The following is a 17,995-nucleotide window of genomic DNA, read 5'->3' on the forward strand; positions in this document are numbered from 1 at the left end:
TTGGAATTCAACAAACTGTCTTTTGGAACATATTGCAAGTAATGCTGAACAATTTAACACAACAAACCGTTAATTTTGGCCTAAAATCACAGGGAATGGATTTTTGCAAATGGTGGTTTTCACACCACCCATTCAAACACATATCCCGCACCAAGCGAACCAATAATCGCCAGCGCCAGATATAATAGGAACGGTTTCAACTTCAAAACAGGTGCAATGGCCATTGCGCCCCAGATGCTCACCACCCCGCCTGAAACAAGAAACGCCATTGCTGCGCCATTGGACATGCCATTTTCAATCAGAGCGCGCGTCAACGGAAGTGCAGCGTAACCATCGATATAAGCCGGCGCCCCGACGAACACAGCGGCAGGGATTGCCCACCATTGATCTTCGCCAACATAACGCGCAAGCGCATCTGGTGTGAGCGTAGCATTGAGCGCATATTCCGCCGCAAACGCAGGAACCAAACACAACATGATCAAACGTGCTGTTGCCCAAAACTGTCTGGCAAAGGCACGCCGCCGCGTATCTGTTTTCCATACCCACGGATCAAACGATACCATCGCTGCGCAGCTTTCCTTGGCGAGGCCGCCTGCAATGCCGTTATTTCGAAGCGCATTTCGTGACCATTCTGTATTGGCAAACACGGATGTAACCAATCCACCGAACATCCCCAAACAAAACGCGGCCAGTGTTTTCCCAACTGCAAAACCAATGCCAAGCGTCGCCGCAGTTGTGGCGAGCATCGCAGGGTCTGTTATCGGGGAGGATAACCAAAACGCCATGATCGGTGCCAAGGGAACGCCCGCGGCCAATAAACCCGCCATCAAGGGTAACACGGTTACACCGCAAACGGGTGTAATTGCACCAATGAAAGATGCGGCAAATACTGTGCGCATTGTGTGCCCTTCGAATACATGCGCAACATATGAATCTGCGCCGCTGGCAATAATCCAAGCGGCCAATATAATCCCAGGGATGACAATTGGTGCAACGCCCAGCAATCCCGATACAACAAATGTAACCATATTTGTGCCATGACCGGACCAAATCACGCCGACTATTAATACTATCGCCAGACACACGATTAACCGTGCAAACCTTTGGTTGGATCTGTGCTGAACAATTGATTGATCTGCCATGGTGGTACCCTCCTGCTTGTAAAATATCGCGCGACAAGCCATATATAAAACGAATAGTTTATATTTCTGATATTGGTAAATCGAATGGAAAACTTGGATAGTGATTTGTTACGTAGCTTTGTCATTGTCGCCAAAGCGGGAAGCGTGACCGAAGGTGCCGCACAAATTCACCGATCTCAATCTGCGGTCAGTCTTCAAATCAAACGCCTTGAAACAATTTTGGGTCAACCTGTATTTGAACGCCACGGGCGCGGTGTCACACTCAGTGAAACTGGGCGACGATTGTTGCCCGTTGCGCAAGAGGTCACGGGGCGTTTGGATGCGATTTTTCGTGATTTATCCAAAGGAACCATCACAGGAAAACTGCGCATAGGTGTACCAGACGATCATGGCCGTGCAAAACTTGCACAAATTATCGCAAACTTTGCCCGCCAACACCCACAAGTCCAACTGGATGTAACATGTGCATTGAGTACGGGCTTCCCCGATGCCTTGGCAAAAGGCTTGCTGGATATCGCAATTTACGAGGTTGAAAACCCAGGCCCCAATGAGGAATTGTTATTCCAAGATCCCACCTGTTGGGTTTGCACGCGTCACGTAGATTTTAGCAATCACGCAAACCTTCCCGTGGCATTGTTCGATCAGGCATGTTGGTGGCGCGATGTTGCGATTGCATCGCTTGAGCAACGCGCAAAACCATATCGCACCGTTTATTCCAGCCAAAGCGTATCGGGCGTAATTGCCGCTGTCGAAGCAGGAATCGCCGTTGGTTTATTGGGCCGATCATCCCTTCATGCGGGGCTGTGTGTGGTCAATGAAAGCCTTGGGTTTCAAAATACACCCTCATCGCAATTGGTAATGGCAAGCGGGTCTGGCAAGGAAGATGAAGTCATCCACGCAATGAAATCCGTCATTCGCACTGCGTTTCCAATCACAAGAACAGATCAGATTTAACTTTGGTGCAATTTTAAGCCTCAAATGGCTCAATACGATCCGCGGATATCGCATAGGCTATTTGCGCAAGCTGTGTCGTGGTGGACGCCGTCCCAAACATACCCGTCACATTCACCGGTTCATAAAGCCCAGCGGTTTCATACGGTGTTTCTGTGGTGACAAATACCAGTTGATTTGCAGGTGGTGGGGGAACATGCACACACGCCCCCACAAATGGCACTAATATAAACGCGGTGACGCCTGTGCCCGAATAATCAATGGGCACAATAAAACCTGGCAGACGCACAGTCTGTCCATTCCATTCGCTTCGCACACCCGTTGATGGCGGCTGTTGCCCGCGCGGGGTGGATTGTTTGTGCTCGATCAAACCTTGAATTTCTTGGGGAATGATAACTTGACCCTCTGGAACCAGATCCGTCCAATCAAGATCAATATAATCCTCGTCGGCATACAAAAAATGTGGGGTAATGCTCATCCCGCATAACCCTACCAAAACGCAGCGGCGATGAATATGGTTCATTCCCATACGTATATTTCCATTTTTTCCGCAACCAAAGTGTATCCAGTTTGCGCCACTTCGGTTGTTTGCAATTCATGCTTGATTTCACCTGTAACCCAGGCGGCTTCCCACATGTCTTTGCTTGGCCATGCAGTTTTTGTGGTGACAAAAACAAGTTGGTTTGGCGGTGGTGGTGGTGTGTGAATACATGCACCCACATACGGAACCAAAACAAAGCTACTGACACCCCCCACAGACATTTCAATGGGGATGATGAAGCCGGGCATCTTGATGAAAGCACCATTAAATGCAGGATTTAACTTGGTGGCATTTTCATCAAATATCGGGTTCCATGAATCGTTTTCTTCATCCATTTCACCTTCGCCAATGATTTCGGAATAGGGCACGCCGGGCGGGATCAAATCATCCCACATAATTTCCTGAGCTTCCACTGCCCAAGCAACACGTGGCAGCGCCAAAGTGGCACCTGCACTGGCAATCAACTGGCGTCGTGACCAATTCATTATCTGATCCCTTTCATCAAATCCGAACCATCATACCATCAGCAAGCGACATACGATAAGCCCTAATTGCTGGAATCACGCTCACAATTGCGCCAGCTATGACCACACCAATCAGTACCCATAATTCCCGCATTGTTGGCGCATCAATTGCAATCCAAAGCCCAAAAGCGCTATCAATCATTGGCTGTGCAACCCACAAACCAAGATATAACAATGCCAACCCCAGCGCCGCACCAAGTGCAGCCATCAAAGATGCCTCGATCACCAGCAAGCCAACAATCACACGCGGGCGCGCACCCATCGCGCGATAAATTGCCATTTCACGGCGCCGTTCATTCAAACTTGAAAAAATTGTTGCCATCATCCCAATCAACGCCGTCACAACCACCATCGCGGAAACCGCAATCAACGCAGTCTCTGCAATACCCACGATCTGCCAAAGTTCTTGTAGCGCGACACCTGGTAAAATCGCCAGCAGTGGCTCTTGTGGATATTCGTTTATGGCTCTTTGCAATCCAAATACTTGGAACCGTCCCTTTGTTCCAACAAGTGCGGCGGTGATAGCTGATGGTGTTAATTCCATTTGCCTGATCACATCAACGGGTGTTGTTTGACCTTGGATTTTTGCACCCGTTTGCCAATCAACATGAATTGCTTCGATGGCTTGCAGGCTGACAATCACCGTACGATCAACAGGTGTACCTGTTTTTTCCAAAATACCTGAAACGCGAAACGGTTGATCGTCATGATTGCTAAACGATGCCAAACCGTGCGCGACAACAATCGGATCACCCACTTTGTATCCGAGCGTGCTGGCAACATCCGCACCGATCACTGTGTCAAACAGATCGTTCATTCTGGCACCCTCGCCCACCACCAATGATTGACCTGATCTGTATTTGTAGCGATCAAAAAATGCTGGCGTTGTACCCATCACGCGAAATTGCCTGTGGCTGTCGCCCAATGATATTGGGACAATCCAATCCACATCGGGACGCGCTGCGATGTCTTGGTAACTTTGCCAAGTCAGGTTGTTTGTGGCATTTCCGATGCGAAAAACGGAATATAACAACAACTGCACGGAACCAGAACGTGCACCAACGATTAAGTCTGTCCCCGAAATCGTATCAGCAAAACTGGCCTTGGCACCGGTGCGCACTTTTTCAACACCCAAGAATAACGCGACCGACAAAGCAATGGCGACAATCGTCATCCCAACCGTCAATGCCCGCGCAAGCAGCGATCCATATGCCAGACGCAACATCATAGCGCTTCTCTTTGCTGTTGGGCAATATCGGCCATTTTCACCACCCGATCAAATTGATCGGCCAGTCGCGCATCATGGCTCACCATCAATAATGTTGTGTTGTGTTTGCGAGATTGTTCAAACAACAGCTCGAGAAATGTCGTTTGCGTCGCTGCATCAAGTGCCGAAGTGGGTTCGTCTGCAATAATCAAGGGCGGATCACCAATCAACGCACGCGCCGCCGCCACACGTTGCTGTTGTCCAACACTCAACGTTCCCGCACTGGCGTTCATCGCATCATTGGGTAAGCCCAAATCCTCACAAAGCTGGCGTGCTGTATCATTTGGCGCAGGAACGCGTTCACGACGTGCTTTTGCAAACCGTAGTGGCAGCAAAATGTTATCCAAAACAGTGGCATAGGGTAACAAGTTAAACTGTTGGAAAATCAATCCGATATGTTCTGCGCGAAATTGATCCCGCCGCCGTGGCGACAGCGCCGAAATATTTGTACCCGCCACATCAACAACGCCATGATGTGCGGTAATGGTTCCGCAAATCAGCGACAATAACGTCGATTTACCCGAACCGCTTTCACCCAATAGCAAAACCGTTTCACCGCTTTTGACGGAAAAATTAGGCACCGCCAATTCAAAAGATGCCCGCCCCGACCAGCGGTAGCGAACATTTTTGAGCGTTAAGATTGATGCATCCGTTGGCACGATACTTCCAATTTAGAACAGATCTTTCAAAGACAGTTTAGGCGCATCGCGCTTAACTTCAACCGCGGTTGCCCCTTGGTCTGAAATAATTTGCACGTCAACTTCTTTGGCGTTGGTAAACTGGTTGAAATATTCAAACGTGATTTCACTTGCTGCACCAAGATCCGTACAGTTCAACACATATTCTGCATGAAATTCAGTATGCCCTGCAGCGTGTTCCTCGTGGTCATGCTCATCCTCATGCGCATGTTCTTCGTCATGGTCATCATGCGCGTGATCCTCATCGTGATCATCGTGTTCGCCATGCTCATCATCATGTGCGTGTTCTTCGCTTTCAAGTTCGCTTGATGCTTCTACAACACTGCACCCTGCTCCGGCAGGGAATTGGAACAGATCAAGCGGATTTGACAATGTGGCGAGGGCAGTTTCAACCATGGCACGATCTTTTTCGCTCTCTGCTACATATTCAAATCCGACAATATCCGCACCAGGCGCATGCAATTCCATTGCAATCTGCGACGCTTCAATCGCGATATTCAACTGGCCTACACCATGCTCGTGAGCGTCCATTTGGCGCTTTTCTTCTGCGTATGCGGGGGCGGTAGCAACGGCAAATGCAACAAAGGGCAGTAATTTCATGTCATGATCCTGGTTGTTTTTCAGAAAGTTATAAAATGGGTAAGGAACAATTTCTTGCCCAATATTGTTATTATATAACATAACAAAAATTGAACTGACAACCGCTATTTCACCGAAAATTGGATTCTTATAGAAACAGCCGGTTTTCACATTTGAGTGATTGCTCAATAATATACTTGAGCAATCACTCAAATAAAGTTTAGAAAACGCCAAGCAATGCAAAACGCAGCGCAATCAATTTCAAGGAAAGACAAATGACAAGCTTTACGATCCACACAGAAGAAACCGCACCAGAGGCATCAAAACCCCTTGTCGCAAAATCCATCGCAGCAAACGGTCGTTTGCCAGGGTTGCACGCCGTCATGGCCGAAGCACCAAGCCTGTTGGAAGGGTATCAAAAACTGCATGAATTATTCATGAATTCCAGCTTTGACAAAGACGAGCTTACTGTTGTTTGGCAAACCATCAATGTTGAAAATGATTGTCATTATTGTGTGCCAGCACATACTGGCATCGCCAAAATGATGAAGGTTGATGATGAAATTACGCAAGCATTGCGCAATGAAACACCCTTACCAAATGCGCGCCTCGAAGCATTGCGCACATTCACATTACAACTTGTTCGTGATCGCGGATATGTCGCTCAAGAAAATGTACAAGCATTTTTAGATGCTGGCTTCACACAGCAAAACATCTTGGAAGTGATCTTGGGCTATAGCCAAAAAATCATGTCCAACTACACCAATCACTTGGCGCAAACACCCGTGGATAAAGTATTCGAAAAATTCGCATGGTCGCGTAACGAAAAGGCGGCTTAATGCTTTTGGCGGCTCGGTCATCTTGATCGGGCCGTCATAAATCACGCGATAGGCTGCATTGAATTGCGGCCTTTCGACCTCAAGATTTTCCGCATATGATTAGCGGACGAGCACAACTAATTCACCAAGGATCTATCATGGCTTCTGCAAACTCTCCCCTTCGCATTGATATCATATCTGATGTGATGTGCCCGTGGTGCATCATCGGTTATAGCCAACTTTCACGCGCACTGGAAAACACTGGGACGGCACATGAAATCCATTGGCATCCGTTTGAGCTCAACCCAAATATGCCAGCAGAAGGTCAAGATGGGTTTGAACATATTGAAGAAAAATACGGATCAACACGCGCAGAATCCGAAGAGAGCCGTAAACGCATGACTGCACTTGGTGCTGATCTTGGATTTGAATTTAATTGGGCTGATGATTTTCGAATGCACAACACATTCAACACCCACCAATTGTTGCACTGGGCAGGCGAACAAGGGCGCAAGGATGATTTAAAACAGGCGTTTTTCACGGCTCATTTCACCCATCGTCGTGATTTGTCTGACATTAACGTTTTGGCCGATGTCGCTGGCGAAATTGGCTTGGATCGTGATGAAGCACTCGCCGTATTAAACGATCAGCGTTTTGCAAACATCGTGCGCGAAGCGGAAAGCTTTTGGCAACGCCAAGGCATTCAGGGCGTGCCTGCGGTTGTTTTTAATCAAAAACATCTTGTCACTGGGGCACAGGGTATAGAAAATTACACCAATATCTTGCACCATCTGGCAAAGGAAGATTCTTAATTTCATGCCCCGCCCCGCCACTTATGATCGTGATGAAACACTCGATACCGCCATGACCCTGTTTTGGGACAAGGGGTATCATGCAACATCGCTAAAGGATTTAGAAGCTGCGCTAAACATGAAACCTGGCAGCATTTATGCCGCCTTCAAAAGCAAAGAAAACCTTTATCTTCTTGCCTTGGAAAAATATTCAGAAACCTTTCGGGCGCTGTTCAAAACAAAAGTCGCAGAGGCGAAATCACCCTTGCAAGGGTTGGCCGATCATTTGCGCAGCTATGCGTTGCTATCACCCAATGATACCACCCGCAAAGCTTGCATGTTAACCAAAACAATGGTGGACACAGGTTCAACCGACGCCGCAATTGCGGATCGCTCGCGTCAATATATGGAAGCCATGCGCATGGAAATTGCGTCGGCTTTCAACGCGGCAAAAACGCTTGGCGAAATAAATTCTGACATGTCGCCTGAACGGCTCGCGCGGCGATATCAGGCAAATGTAACGGCTCTTCGTCTTGAACTTCACCAAAAAACAAACCAAGCAGAATTGTGTGAACTGGCAGAAGACATGGCACGCGAAGTGGAAGCGTTGCGCGCCTGAACCATCACATTGAATAAATCGTTATTGATTTAATAATTGCCCCAAGTGGCGCAATGCCAATGTATACCCATTCACACCACATCCAGCGATCACACCATCCGCTCGTGCAGAAACATATGAATGGTGGCGAAACGCTTCTCGTTTGTGGATGTTGGAAATATGGACTTCGATCACGGGGCCATCGAATGTATTGAGCGCATCCAAAATTGCAACCGATGTATGGGAATATGCGGCTGGATTGATGATAATCCCTGCCCCATCAACGCGTGCCTGATGAATCGTATCAATAATTGCACCTTCATGATTGGATTGGTGCATGCTGATTTCACAGTTCAGCTCATTCGCCAAGGCTTCGCAATCGGCCTGAATATCTGCAAGCGTCGCGTGGCCATAAATTTCGGGCTGACGTTTCCCCAAAAGATTGAGGTTCGGCCCATTCAATATGTAAATCTTATGCGCCATCTACGTTTCCTTGGCTACTATCTGGTGATCCTTGCACGATTGTATAAATGATTTATCAATCAAATCCAGCACCCCAAGGATTTACAATTCAAGTGTTGCGTAACGGCAAAGCACATGATTGTCCGATCAGGATGAAATATGATCGCTAATCAATTGTTTATAAAGCTTTTGCAGGCGTTGCGTCATGAGGCCAGCGCCTTCATGATCGCCAATTTTTTTGCCATCAATCTCGGCCACTGGAGTTTGCGCGCCAAAGGTTCCGGTTAAAAACGCCTCATCCGCACCATAAGCCTCGTACAGGGAATAGTTTTTCTCAAAAACGGGAATATCATTGGCGCGGCACAGATCGATCACCTTTTGACGGGTGACGCCGTTCATGCAGTAATCCCCCGTTGATGTCCAAACTGCACCGCTTCGCACGATGAAAAAATTACAAGCATTTGTGGTGTTCACAAACCCATGTGGATCCAGCATCAAACCTTCGTCTGCACCCGCCTGTTCTGCTTGTAGGCAGGCAATCACACAATTCAATTTTGAATGTGAATTGAATTTTGCATCCTGTGACATTGGCAATCCACGCACCTGTGGCACGGTTGCCAGACGGATACCTGCCTTATGCAAACTCTCTGCGGGTTTGGAATGTTCCATGATTATAACAATCGTTGGTCCCGATTGGGACAAGGCGGGGTGTTGAAATGGTTTTACCTTCACACCACGCGTAATCATCAAACGACAATGCACATCAGTGGTCATATTGTTTGCCGCCGCCGTTTTGGTGAGCGCATCCAATATCCCTGCGCGATCCATCCCAATATCAAGCGACACCGCCTTGCAGCTATTGAATAGGCGATCCATATGTTCGTCAAAAAATGCCCATTTGCCATCATACAAACGCATTCCTTCCCACATACCGTCCCCCAGCATGAAACCACTGTCGTAAACCGAAACGCATGCTTGATCACGCGGCACAATTTCACCGTTCACATAGATCAGAATGTCCTGATTTCGAATGTCTTCTTGGGCGTCATGTGTGGAATGGCTTGGGGTTGTGTTCATTGTTGGACCAATATTTTGAAGATGGATAAAAACATATGCTGGTGCACAGCACCGCTTGTCGCCAAATAAACGCTAAAAAACAAGAATGAACAAGGATGGAAAAAAGAAAAGCGCCCCCATTGGGACGCTTTTAATCAAACATTCGCAGCCAGCGGTTCCACCGGAGGTGTCTTGCTTCGCTTGGGGCGTTTTTCGCCCAAGATCAACATCGCAGGTGTGACAACCAACGTAAGGATCGTGGCAATAACCAAACCACCCGCAATTGCGCTGGATAGTTCTGTCCACCACTGTGTTGACGGTGCCCCATAAACAATTTCACGCGTGAAAAAGTTTATGTTCAACCCGATCACCATCGGCATCAATCCAAGTGCAGTGGTGACAGAGGTTAAAACAACCGGGCGTAAACGTTGTGCCCCTGTGCGCAATGCCGCCTCTAACGGTGACATGCCTTCGCGTTTCAAATCGTTATATGTATCAATTAGAACGATGTTGTTATTCACAACGATCCCCGCAAGGGCAATCACACCGATCCCCCCCATAACAACGCCAAACGGGCGGCCTGTTACCAATAATCCTAACAACACCCCAGCCACCGAAAAGATGATCGCCGACATCACGACAAATGCTTGATAAAAGTTATTAAATTGCGTGACCAGAATGATGAACATCAAACCGATGGCGGTGGCAAATGCACCCATCAAGAATATCATCGCATCTTGTTGTTCTTCTGCTTCACCAGCAAATGACCATGTCACATTCGACGGGAATTCCGTTTTTTCCAATGCTGTGCGCAAAACGTTGATTTGATCATTGACCAACACACCTGACGCCACATTCGCCTCGATCGAAATCACGCGTCGCTGGTCGATCCGACGGATCGTACCTGTGCGTGGTGCAGGTTCAAATGTGACAAAGTTGGAAATAGGAATCAGCCCGGCATTCGTAGGCACACGCAGGCTTTGCAATTCTTCGAACGTGCGATCTTGGGATGGGAAACGCACACGAATATCCACAGAACCATCTGCATCATCTGGACGATAATCGGCAACCGTGATCCCCTGTGTTAACAGACGGATTGCTTGGCCAAGCAGGCTAATATCTGCACCAAAACGGGCGGCCTCTGATCGATCTACCTTGATGCTCCATTCAACACCTGGCAATGGGCGCGTATCAGTAACATCCGTAAAACCCCCGATTTTTTCCATGCGTTCCACAATTTCGCCAACTGCGGTTTCTTGTGCAACGCGATCATTCGAAATCACTTTCAAATTCACGGGTTTTCCGGCCGTCGGCCCCCCGCTTTCGGTTTGAACCTGTACATCAATACCCGCGATTTGGGTCATTTCGGCACGAATATCCTCGCCAATTTTCGCAGCGGTGCGCCGTTTGTCCCAGTCCAATAGTTCAAGCTGAATCGAACCGATCACCTCTTCATCCGATTGCTGATCGGCCGCAGTTTTTGCATAAACGCTTTTGATTTCATCATAATTCAGCAATCGATCTTCGACTTCACGCACCAATCCGTCACGCTCGTAAATTGAAAAATTATCCCGCGCGCGCACTTGTACCTGCATAAAGTCAGGTTCAACGGATGGGAAAAATGTTACCCCATTTCCCAATTGGCCATATAGACCAAACGAACCAAGCAACATTGCAATCGCAAACAAAACGGTCGCACCAGGGCGTAAAATCGCCCATTGCAACAGGCGAACATATCCACCTGTGAATCCTGTCATATTACGCGGATCACCCGTTTCGGCGTTATGCAACGTTGCCTTATCTCTTGCGGATTGTGGCGGACGTTTACCAATAATGCCCCCAACAACAGGGATAAAAATCAGTGCCATAAATAATGATGCGCCAAGTGTCATAATAACCGTGATTGGCAGGAATTTCATAAATTCACCCACCGTGCCCGACCAAAACAACAGCGGGAAAAACACACTTAATGTTGTGGCGGTTGATGCAATGATGGGCCACGCCATACGTTTGGCGGCGAATGCATAAGCCTGTTTTGGCGCCATGTCTTCTTGCAGTTTACGATCGGCTAATTCGGTGGTGACGATTGCACCGTCCACCAACATTCCCACTACCAAAATCAGGGAAAATAACACCACGATATTCATCGTATAACCCATCGCCAACAATGCGGTTACACCCGCCAAAAACGCACCAGGAATGGCCAAACCAACCAAGATTGCCGAACGAATACCCAATGCGTAAACAATCACGATCATCACCAAAATGACCGCGGCAATCACGTTTGCCTCCAGATCGCTGAGCATGTCTTTGACCTGTTTGCTTTCGTCTTGGAGATAGTTGATTTTCACACTTTCGGGCCATTCGGCTTGTGCTTCTAAAATCACTTCTTTGGCGGCTGCGACGGTTTCAATGATATTTGCACCTGAACGTTTTTTAATTTCCAATGCCAGCGCGGGCTGTCCATTGATACGTGCAAAACTGGATGGGTCTTCGAATGTCCTTCGAATGGTGGCAACATCGGCAAATGTCACAACGGTATCTCCGCGTACTTTGACGGGTAATTCCATCACGTCTTGAATGTCTTCGATTAAACCAGGAACCTTGAGAACCAAACGCCCTGCCCCTGTTTCAATCGCACCAGCGGCAATCAACATATTGTTGCGCGTAATTTGTCCGATCAATTCATCAAATGAAATGTTGTAGGTTTCAAAAACCGTTGGATCGATCAAGACCTCTAACAATTCGTCGCGCGAACCACCGACATCCACCTCTAATACACCTTCCACACCTTCCAAACGATCTTTCAAATCTTCGGCAAGGATATTCAACGTACGTTCGGGTACGGACCCAGACAGGATGGTGGTTAAAATCGGAAAAAGCGCGGTGTTGATTTCCGTTACCACGGGGTCATTCGCATCAGATGGCAAATCGGATTTTGCGCGATCAACTGCTTCGCGCACCTTGTCCATTGCTGCATCGGCGTCAAATCCTGGTTCAAATTCAAGCTGTACGCTGGCATACCCTTCGCCTGCGTTACCATCAATTTGCTTTAACCCTGTTAACGAGCTGAGCTCGGTTTCAAGCGGTGTAACCAACAAACGTTCACTGTCTTCTGGCGAAATACCGTCCAAACCCGTTGAAACATAGATCAATGGAATTGGAATTTCAGGATTGGATTCTTTGGGAATCGAAACATATGAAATTGCCCCGATGGTCAGGATCATTATCAACGTAAGCGCAACAACGCGCGAACGAGAAAATGCAGCGTCGATTAAACCGTTCATTTGTTCAATCCCGCATAACGTGTTGGATCAACGGAAATCGCAGATTTTTGCATTTTCTCATCGATCTGTGGGTTGATTTCATCCCCGTTGGCGACATAGCCCTGACCGATAGTGATAATATCCGCCTGATCAGGCAAACCAGTAACCCAAACACCATCGGTTTGTGCGCGAACAATTTCAATTTTGTTAAACACAACCTTGTTTGCATCATCCACCGTTTTCACACCCAACGTGCCATCTGTATCCAACGATAAAATGGCGGGTGACATGAAATGGGCAACGCTTTCACTTACGGGTACACGGATTTCCGCACTGACCCCTGCGGGAATTGCACCGTCGTCATTTTCAACGCTGATTTCTGCCAAAAACGTCCGTGTTGCGGCATCTGCACTTGTTCCAACAAAGCTGACTTTACCTTGGCGAGTTTCACCAGTGATGAATTGAACGTCCGCCTCTTGGCCCACTTTCAATTTGCGCAATGTTTGTTGGGGAACGCGCACAGAAACCGTAAGCGGAGTATTGTCAACAACGCGCGCGATATCCGTACCCGCGCTGACATATTCACCGATATTGATGTCTAATGTTTCAAGACGTCCATCAAATGGTGCGGAAATTTCGGTGTTGTTCATCGCGCTTTGCGCCGCAGCCACACCTGCGGTTGCGGATGCCAATGTCGCGCGTGCTTGCGCAACGCGATCGGCAGTGGCAACACCGCGTTTCAACAAAGACTCGGAATTGTCAAATTCGCGCTGTGCACGTGCCAATTCTTCTTGGGCGCGCAGCAAATCTGATGCGCGTTGTGCAGGATCAAACCGTGCGATGATATCGCCACCTTTCACCATCGTACCTTTTTGCACCAAAATTTCGGCAATGTTGCCCGATGTCTCGCTTCGCAATGATGTATCACGATCTGGCTGCGCTTGGCCTTCTGCCACGAAATACTGCACAACAGGTTGCGCCGTCGATTTACTTACAGCCACTGTAACCAGTTTTTGTTCCTGATTTTTATCGTTGGCATCTTCGGTTGCTTCGGTTGGGAAAATGAAACCACTTCCCATCCACAATACCAGCAATAGAATAATTCCACCCGCCAACCATTTTGGCCGCGACGATCCTGCATCATCGTTAAATGCAAGTGTTTGTGGTGTTTGGTTTTCTGTATCAGACATCGTTCTATCCTTTGGCAGCGCCAAATTAGCTGTATTCATAACTCAAAATTAAAGTGATTAAGGTTTTTCCTGTCGAAGGTCATTCAAGGCCGCTTCCAACCCTGACACCATCGCCCCGTAAAACCCTGCATATTGTGCCAATCGTGCACGTGGGCCATCCACATCATCGGGAATTTGTGCCAAGCTTTCATCAATTTCCGATTTAACCCGTGCAATGCGATTCACCACACCGTCTAACATTGATGTATATGGGTTTTCCGCCAGTTGAAAATAATCTTGGCGATCCCCTGCTTTGGCAACGCGCTTTATCAACAAACGTTCCTCTAACAGGCGCACGCTATTGCTAATGCTACCGCGACTGACCAAAAGTGACTCTGCCAAATCGCTAAATGATGCGGGTTTGCCGTCGAAAATCAGCGTGCCCAAAACGCGCCCTGCGATCCGTGGCAATCCTTCGTTTTGGGCGCTAACGCCAATTTTTTCGATGAATTCGGCGCGAACTGTATCAACTTCGATTTCTTTTTGCACTGAACTGCTCCGATCAATTGCAACTTGTTGATACGGCATATAGGCGCTTAGATCGTCAATGTACAGTCTGTTCAGTTTTAATTGAACAAATTTTTTTAATTTTTTCTCAGCATGAAACGTGTCCCCACAGGAGGAGGGTTTTCAACTCCTCCCGCAAAGCATTGTGCAATATCCATCCATGAACGCGCAGTTTTACCGAAGACCTGCAATGCAGTATCACCCACATTTCGCGTTTGGGTAACCACCTGCGCAAATTCCACTGCATTCCCGGTTATCACGTTATGTGTATTTGGTGCGTTCCATTCCCAAACCGCACCAGAGGGTGCGATCAGTTTGAGATATGGCATATCCGCTGGCACATCTAATTTGCGGTTAATAAAGCTCCAGCCAAATGTATTTGCCCCTAAAAACACGATGTTTTTGATGCGATCCCTATCCTTGCGCACCTGACCCATCAAATCGAACACCGCTTGCCCATGCGCCCAAGTTTCCATTTGTCGCGCAGTGATCGAAGACCTTGCGCTCATTTGCGGCCCGGCCCAATTCACCCGATGTTTTGGATCAGCTTTTGTATATATATCCGCAAGTGTTTCGCACCCTTCTTTCCACGCATGAAATAAATCTTGTCCCTTAAATCCATCAAGCCACGGATATTGCGTTTCTAATAACGATCTACCTGATGCGAGCTGTTGCGTGACATCCGCCCAAAACTTGTCGAACAACGCACCATCGCGCAATGTTATTTCGGCGGCATAATTAAACATATGTAAATGCCCAAGGATGTCGTTAATGGTCCAACCTTTGAACTGTGTTTTGTGTTCAAAATCTTGATCTGTGAACGGTTCAATCAGCTCTGCCAACGCGAAACATTCATCTCGAAAATCTTTGGCTTGTTGCATAACACCCCCTCGTTCATCTTGATTCACACTTTGGATGTTTTCCCAAAGGCTTGCAATTTATATCCGCCCCAATCTGCACCACTTGCAAGGGCGAACATCCCACCCTATCGTGCCCAAAAGCAGTTTGTTTTTCTTGAATAAAGGCCACAATTAATGACCCCAGATCAAATCAATGACGCCGCTGAGCGTTTGTTTGTTGCTGAAAAAACGCGCGAACAAATTGGATTGTTGTCGGTACAATATCCCGATTTGGATATGCAAGATGCCTATAAAATACAGTCAGCATTGATCGCGCAAAAAATTGCTGCTGGCGCAACGGGGATTGGTTGGAAAATCGGCCTTACATCCAAGGCAATGCAATATGCGTTAAACATTGATATTCCAGACAGCGGTATTTTGCTGGATGATATGGCGTTTGAAAACGGTGCGACCATTCCCAAAAATCGCTTTATCCAACCGCGGGTCGAGGCGGAAATTGCATTTGTAATGAAATCAGATTTATCTGGCGCCAATATCACCATGGAACAAGTGATACATGCAACGGATTACATATCCTCTGCCCTTGAAATCTTGGACACACGCATTTTGCGCGCCGATCCAAAAACCGGTGTTGCACGCAAAGTATTCGATACCATTGCAGATAATGCCGCCAACGCGGGAATTGTGATGGGTGATCAAAAGCTCCGCCCAGATGACATCGACATGCGCTGGATGGGCGCCATTGTCAGCCGCAACAACGAGGTAGAGGAAACCGGCCTTGGCGCTGGTGTTTTAAATCACCCCGCCCAAGGTATTATTTGGCTTGCCAATCGGCTTGCTGAATATGGTGACACGATCAAGGCGGGTGACATCGTTTTATCAGGGTCCTTCATCCGCCCGATCGAGGCCCCTTCTGGTTCTGTTATCAATGCTGATTACGGCCCATACGGCCATGTTTCTTGCACTTTCGCATAAAGGAAAATTCATGCCCGCACCGATAAATAAATTCAAAAAACGGCTTTCAACCGATGTGCAGATCGGCCTATGGCTTGGAATGATCAGCCCAGTATCCGCCGAAATTTGCGCACGGCGTGGTTTTGATTGGTTGGTTCTTGATGGTGAACATGCACCGAATGATTTGCAATCCATACATGCCCAATTAAATGCCATTGCTCAAACCGATGCATCGCCTGTTGTGCGTATCCCTATTGGCGAAACTTGGATGGTGAAACAGGTATTGGATGTGGGCGCGCAAACCATTTTGATCCCGATGATCGAAACCGCAACCCATGCCAGCGAAATGGCAAAGGCCGTGCAATATCCACCCAAAGGCACCCGCGGGGTTGGGGCAACATTGGCACGTGCATCCCATTACAATACAATTCCCGATTACATCACCACAGCGGACGATGAAATTTGTTTGCTGTTACAAGTTGAAAGCCGCGCAGGGTTGGATAATCTTGATGCGATTTTAAAGGTCGAAAATGTTGATGGAATTTTCATCGGCCCTGCCGACTTGGCCGCGGATATGGGATATCCGGGTAAACCAGAAACACCCGCCGTCCAAGATGCCATCAATGCAGCCATCGCCAAAATCGTTGCATCAGACAAGGCCGCAGGTATTTTAACTCCTGACAAAAAACTTGCTCAAGGATACATTGATGCGGGTGCGAAATTTGTTGCGGTGGGTTCCGATATCGGTTTGCTTTCGGCTGGTGCAAACAATTTACGATCAGAGTTTTAGGATATTTCAACAACTCGCCACTGGCGCAGATGCGCTGCAATGTCGTATAAACGTACAACACGTATAACGAGGAATTTATTGCATGGGCACGGCACAGCAAAATAAAGTATTGGGAATGATCCGCGATCAATATTCGGATCTGCCCCCCACATTACAGCTGGCCGCGAAATATGTGATTGATCATCCCGCCGATTTTGGCATTGATCCCATTCGATCCACCGCGGAAAAAATTGGGGTTAGCACCTATTCTCTGGTGCGCCTTGCGCGCGAGCTTGGCTATCCGGGGTTTGAAGAATTCCGCGATCCGTTTCGCCGCGCCTTGCGTGCGTCATCCAAACCGATCATCAATTCCAACTGGCTTGATGAATTATCGTTTGAGGGGGAAACAGGCACGGCACTTGCCAATTCCGCCGAAAATGCGATGTCGATTTTAAAACACAGCCTGCGCCAGATGACACCAGAAAAGGCAGATGCATTCGTCTCCCGTCTGACAAAGGCACGCACAGTTTATGTCACCGCCACACGCGCCAGTTATTCGCTGGCATATTATTTTCAACATGTGGTGCGCTTGGTTTTACCCAATGTGCAATTGATCCCGCGTGATATGGCCAATCCGATTGATGATCTAAATTTTGCCTCTGATCAGGATGTGTTGCTTGCGATCACCGTAAAACCCTATTCTCAGATCACGGTGAACGCCTGTAAATTTGCACGTGAAAAGGGCTTGGGATTGTTAATCATCACCGATTCACAACTACCCCTTGCCGATTTGAAACCGGATGAAGTTCTGACCGCCGAAATGGATAGCCCACATGGGTTTGCCTGCTATCTTGGCGTGATGTCAATTCTGGAAAGCCTGATTCATCTGTTGGTCAAAGAAGGCGGTCAACAGGCCCAAGACAACATCAAATCTTACCAAGAGCTCAAGGCGCGAATGGATGGGTCTTCGCCATTCTAAGGGG

General features: G+C 47.9%; 19 protein-coding genes. 7 read left to right on the plus strand and 12 right to left on the minus strand.

Annotation, left to right across the window (positions count from 1 at the left end; genetic code table 11):
* Positions 1–119: 119 nt before the first annotated feature.
* The gene (locus tag BFP76_RS00060) at positions 120–1,028 is read right to left on the minus strand and encodes a permease (protein WP_240513940.1); all 909 of its coding nucleotides are present in this window, start codon (positions 1,026–1,028) and stop codon (positions 120–122) included.
* A 198-nt stretch (positions 1,029–1,226) separates the two neighbouring features.
* Between BFP76_RS00060 and BFP76_RS00065 the strand changes: the two genes are divergently transcribed.
* Positions 1,227–2,096, plus strand: coding sequence for a LysR family transcriptional regulator (locus BFP76_RS00065; protein WP_099591137.1), 870 nt, complete (start codon positions 1,227–1,229; stop codon positions 2,094–2,096).
* 13 nt (positions 2,097–2,109) lie between these two features.
* Here the strand turns inward: BFP76_RS00065 and BFP76_RS00070 are convergent, their stop codons facing one another.
* Genes BFP76_RS00070 through zrgA form a run of 5 tightly spaced genes read right to left on the minus strand, consistent with a single transcriptional unit; the run spans position 2,110 to position 5,873 of the window.
* Complete coding sequence (locus BFP76_RS00070) at positions 2,110–2,571, minus strand: DUF3299 domain-containing protein (protein WP_240513941.1); 462 nt, start codon at positions 2,569–2,571, stop codon at positions 2,110–2,112.
* 41 nt (positions 2,572–2,612) lie between these two features.
* Positions 2,613–3,119, minus strand: a complete 507-nt coding sequence (locus BFP76_RS00075; RefSeq protein WP_099591139.1) for a DUF3299 domain-containing protein — start codon at positions 3,117–3,119, stop codon at positions 2,613–2,615.
* A gap of 16 nt (positions 3,120–3,135) precedes the next feature.
* The gene (locus BFP76_RS00080; RefSeq protein ID WP_099591140.1) at positions 3,136–4,386 is read right to left on the minus strand and encodes an ABC transporter permease; all 1,251 of its coding nucleotides are present in this window, start codon (positions 4,384–4,386) and stop codon (positions 3,136–3,138) included.
* On the minus strand, positions 4,383–5,084 hold the full coding sequence (locus BFP76_RS00085) for an ABC transporter ATP-binding protein (protein ID WP_420818643.1): 702 nt from the start codon (positions 5,082–5,084) through the stop codon (positions 4,383–4,385). The genes BFP76_RS00080 and BFP76_RS00085 overlap by 4 nt, the downstream gene beginning before the upstream one ends.
* Positions 5,085–5,096: 12 nt before the next feature.
* Positions 5,097–5,873: a zinc uptake protein ZrgA gene (gene zrgA, locus BFP76_RS00090; RefSeq protein WP_338064479.1), complete on the minus strand. Its 777-nt coding sequence runs from the start codon at positions 5,871–5,873 to the stop codon at positions 5,097–5,099.
* A gap of 104 nt (positions 5,874–5,977) precedes the next feature.
* On the opposite strand from zrgA, the gene BFP76_RS00095 reads away from it, so the two are divergent.
* From BFP76_RS00095 to BFP76_RS00105, 3 genes are all read left to right on the plus strand, one after another.
* Positions 5,978–6,541, plus strand: coding sequence for a carboxymuconolactone decarboxylase family protein (locus BFP76_RS00095; protein ID WP_099591142.1), 564 nt, complete (start codon positions 5,978–5,980; stop codon positions 6,539–6,541).
* A 137-nt stretch (positions 6,542–6,678) separates the two neighbouring features.
* Positions 6,679–7,332: a DsbA family oxidoreductase gene (locus BFP76_RS00100; protein ID WP_099591143.1), complete on the plus strand. Its 654-nt coding sequence runs from the start codon at positions 6,679–6,681 to the stop codon at positions 7,330–7,332.
* A gap of 4 nt (positions 7,333–7,336) precedes the next feature.
* The gene (locus BFP76_RS00105; RefSeq protein WP_099591144.1) at positions 7,337–7,930 is read left to right on the plus strand and encodes a TetR/AcrR family transcriptional regulator; all 594 of its coding nucleotides are present in this window, start codon (positions 7,337–7,339) and stop codon (positions 7,928–7,930) included.
* Between the two features lie 21 nt (positions 7,931–7,951).
* On the opposite strand, the gene aroQ is transcribed toward BFP76_RS00105, so the two are convergent.
* The 6 genes from aroQ to BFP76_RS00135 all read right to left on the minus strand — a co-directional run bounded on the left by aroQ (position 7,952) and on the right by BFP76_RS00135 (position 15,310).
* Complete coding sequence (aroQ, locus tag BFP76_RS00110; protein ID WP_099591145.1) at positions 7,952–8,392, minus strand: type II 3-dehydroquinate dehydratase; 441 nt, start codon at positions 8,390–8,392, stop codon at positions 7,952–7,954.
* Positions 8,393–8,518: 126 nt separating this feature from the next.
* Positions 8,519–9,448, minus strand: a complete 930-nt coding sequence (locus BFP76_RS00115; protein ID WP_099591146.1) for an aminotransferase class IV — start codon at positions 9,446–9,448, stop codon at positions 8,519–8,521.
* Between the two features lie 134 nt (positions 9,449–9,582).
* A complete protein-coding gene (locus tag BFP76_RS00120; protein WP_099591147.1) occupies positions 9,583–12,714 on the minus strand; it encodes an efflux RND transporter permease subunit in 3,132 nt (1,043 codons plus the stop codon).
* Positions 12,711–13,883 carry an efflux RND transporter periplasmic adaptor subunit gene (locus tag BFP76_RS00125; RefSeq protein ID WP_099591148.1) on the minus strand — a complete coding sequence of 391 codons (1,173 nt, stop codon included), beginning with the start codon at positions 13,881–13,883 and terminating at the stop codon, positions 12,711–12,713. The genes BFP76_RS00120 and BFP76_RS00125 overlap by 4 nt, the downstream gene beginning before the upstream one ends.
* A 57-nt stretch (positions 13,884–13,940) precedes the next feature.
* Entirely contained in the window at positions 13,941–14,411 is a 471-nt protein-coding gene (locus tag BFP76_RS00130; RefSeq protein WP_099591149.1) for a GbsR/MarR family transcriptional regulator, read from the minus strand.
* A 95-nt stretch (positions 14,412–14,506) separates the two neighbouring features.
* On the minus strand, positions 14,507–15,310 hold the full coding sequence (locus BFP76_RS00135) for a TIGR03084 family metal-binding protein (protein ID WP_099591150.1): 804 nt from the start codon (positions 15,308–15,310) through the stop codon (positions 14,507–14,509).
* Between the two features lie 153 nt (positions 15,311–15,463).
* Between BFP76_RS00135 and hpaH the strand changes: the two genes are divergently transcribed.
* From hpaH to BFP76_RS00150, 3 genes are all read left to right on the plus strand, one after another.
* Positions 15,464–16,264: a 2-oxo-hept-4-ene-1,7-dioate hydratase gene (hpaH, locus tag BFP76_RS00140; protein ID WP_099591151.1), complete on the plus strand. Its 801-nt coding sequence runs from the start codon at positions 15,464–15,466 to the stop codon at positions 16,262–16,264.
* Positions 16,265–16,274: 10 nt separating this feature from the next.
* Entirely contained in the window at positions 16,275–17,033 is a 759-nt protein-coding gene (locus BFP76_RS00145; protein WP_099591152.1) for an aldolase/citrate lyase family protein, read from the plus strand.
* A gap of 82 nt (positions 17,034–17,115) precedes the next feature.
* The gene (locus BFP76_RS00150) at positions 17,116–17,991 is read left to right on the plus strand and encodes a MurR/RpiR family transcriptional regulator (protein WP_099591153.1); all 876 of its coding nucleotides are present in this window, start codon (positions 17,116–17,118) and stop codon (positions 17,989–17,991) included.
* Positions 17,992–17,995 lie beyond the last annotated feature (4 nt).

This window comes from Paramylibacter kogurei (assembly GCF_002742285.1).
In the GTDB taxonomy this organism is placed as follows: domain Bacteria; phylum Pseudomonadota; class Alphaproteobacteria; order Rhodobacterales; family Rhodobacteraceae; genus Amylibacter; species Amylibacter kogurei.

Coding starts and splice junctions, on each gene's coding strand:
- aroQ (WP_099591145.1), bottom strand. CDS start 8,392: ATGGCGCATAAGATTTACATATTGAATGGGCCGAACCTCAATCTTTTG.
- BFP76_RS00125 (WP_099591148.1), bottom strand. CDS start 13,883: ATGTCTGATACAGAAAACCAAACACCACAAACACTTGCATTTAACGAT.
- BFP76_RS00145 (WP_099591152.1), top strand. CDS start 16,275: ATGCCCGCACCGATAAATAAATTCAAAAAACGGCTTTCAACCGATGTG.
- BFP76_RS00105 (WP_099591144.1), top strand. CDS start 7,337: ATGCCCCGCCCCGCCACTTATGATCGTGATGAAACACTCGATACCGCC.
- BFP76_RS00095 (WP_099591142.1), top strand. CDS start 5,978: ATGACAAGCTTTACGATCCACACAGAAGAAACCGCACCAGAGGCATCA.
- BFP76_RS00065 (WP_099591137.1), top strand. CDS start 1,227: ATGGAAAACTTGGATAGTGATTTGTTACGTAGCTTTGTCATTGTCGCC.
- BFP76_RS00150 (WP_099591153.1), top strand. CDS start 17,116: ATGGGCACGGCACAGCAAAATAAAGTATTGGGAATGATCCGCGATCAA.
- BFP76_RS00075 (WP_099591139.1), bottom strand. CDS start 3,119: ATGAATTGGTCACGACGCCAGTTGATTGCCAGTGCAGGTGCCACTTTG.
- BFP76_RS00100 (WP_099591143.1), top strand. CDS start 6,679: ATGGCTTCTGCAAACTCTCCCCTTCGCATTGATATCATATCTGATGTG.
- hpaH (WP_099591151.1), top strand. CDS start 15,464: ATGACCCCAGATCAAATCAATGACGCCGCTGAGCGTTTGTTTGTTGCT.
- BFP76_RS00135 (WP_099591150.1), bottom strand. CDS start 15,310: ATGCAACAAGCCAAAGATTTTCGAGATGAATGTTTCGCGTTGGCAGAG.
- BFP76_RS00115 (WP_099591146.1), bottom strand. CDS start 9,448: ATGAACACAACCCCAAGCCATTCCACACATGACGCCCAAGAAGACATT.
- BFP76_RS00070 (WP_240513941.1), bottom strand. CDS start 2,571: ATGAGCATTACCCCACATTTTTTGTATGCCGACGAGGATTATATTGAT.
- BFP76_RS00120 (WP_099591147.1), bottom strand. CDS start 12,714: ATGAACGGTTTAATCGACGCTGCATTTTCTCGTTCGCGCGTTGTTGCG.
- BFP76_RS00060 (WP_240513940.1), bottom strand. CDS start 1,028: ATGGTTACATTTGTTGTATCGGGATTGCTGGGCGTTGCACCAATTGTC.
- BFP76_RS00080 (WP_099591140.1), bottom strand. CDS start 4,386: ATGATGTTGCGTCTGGCATATGGATCGCTGCTTGCGCGGGCATTGACG.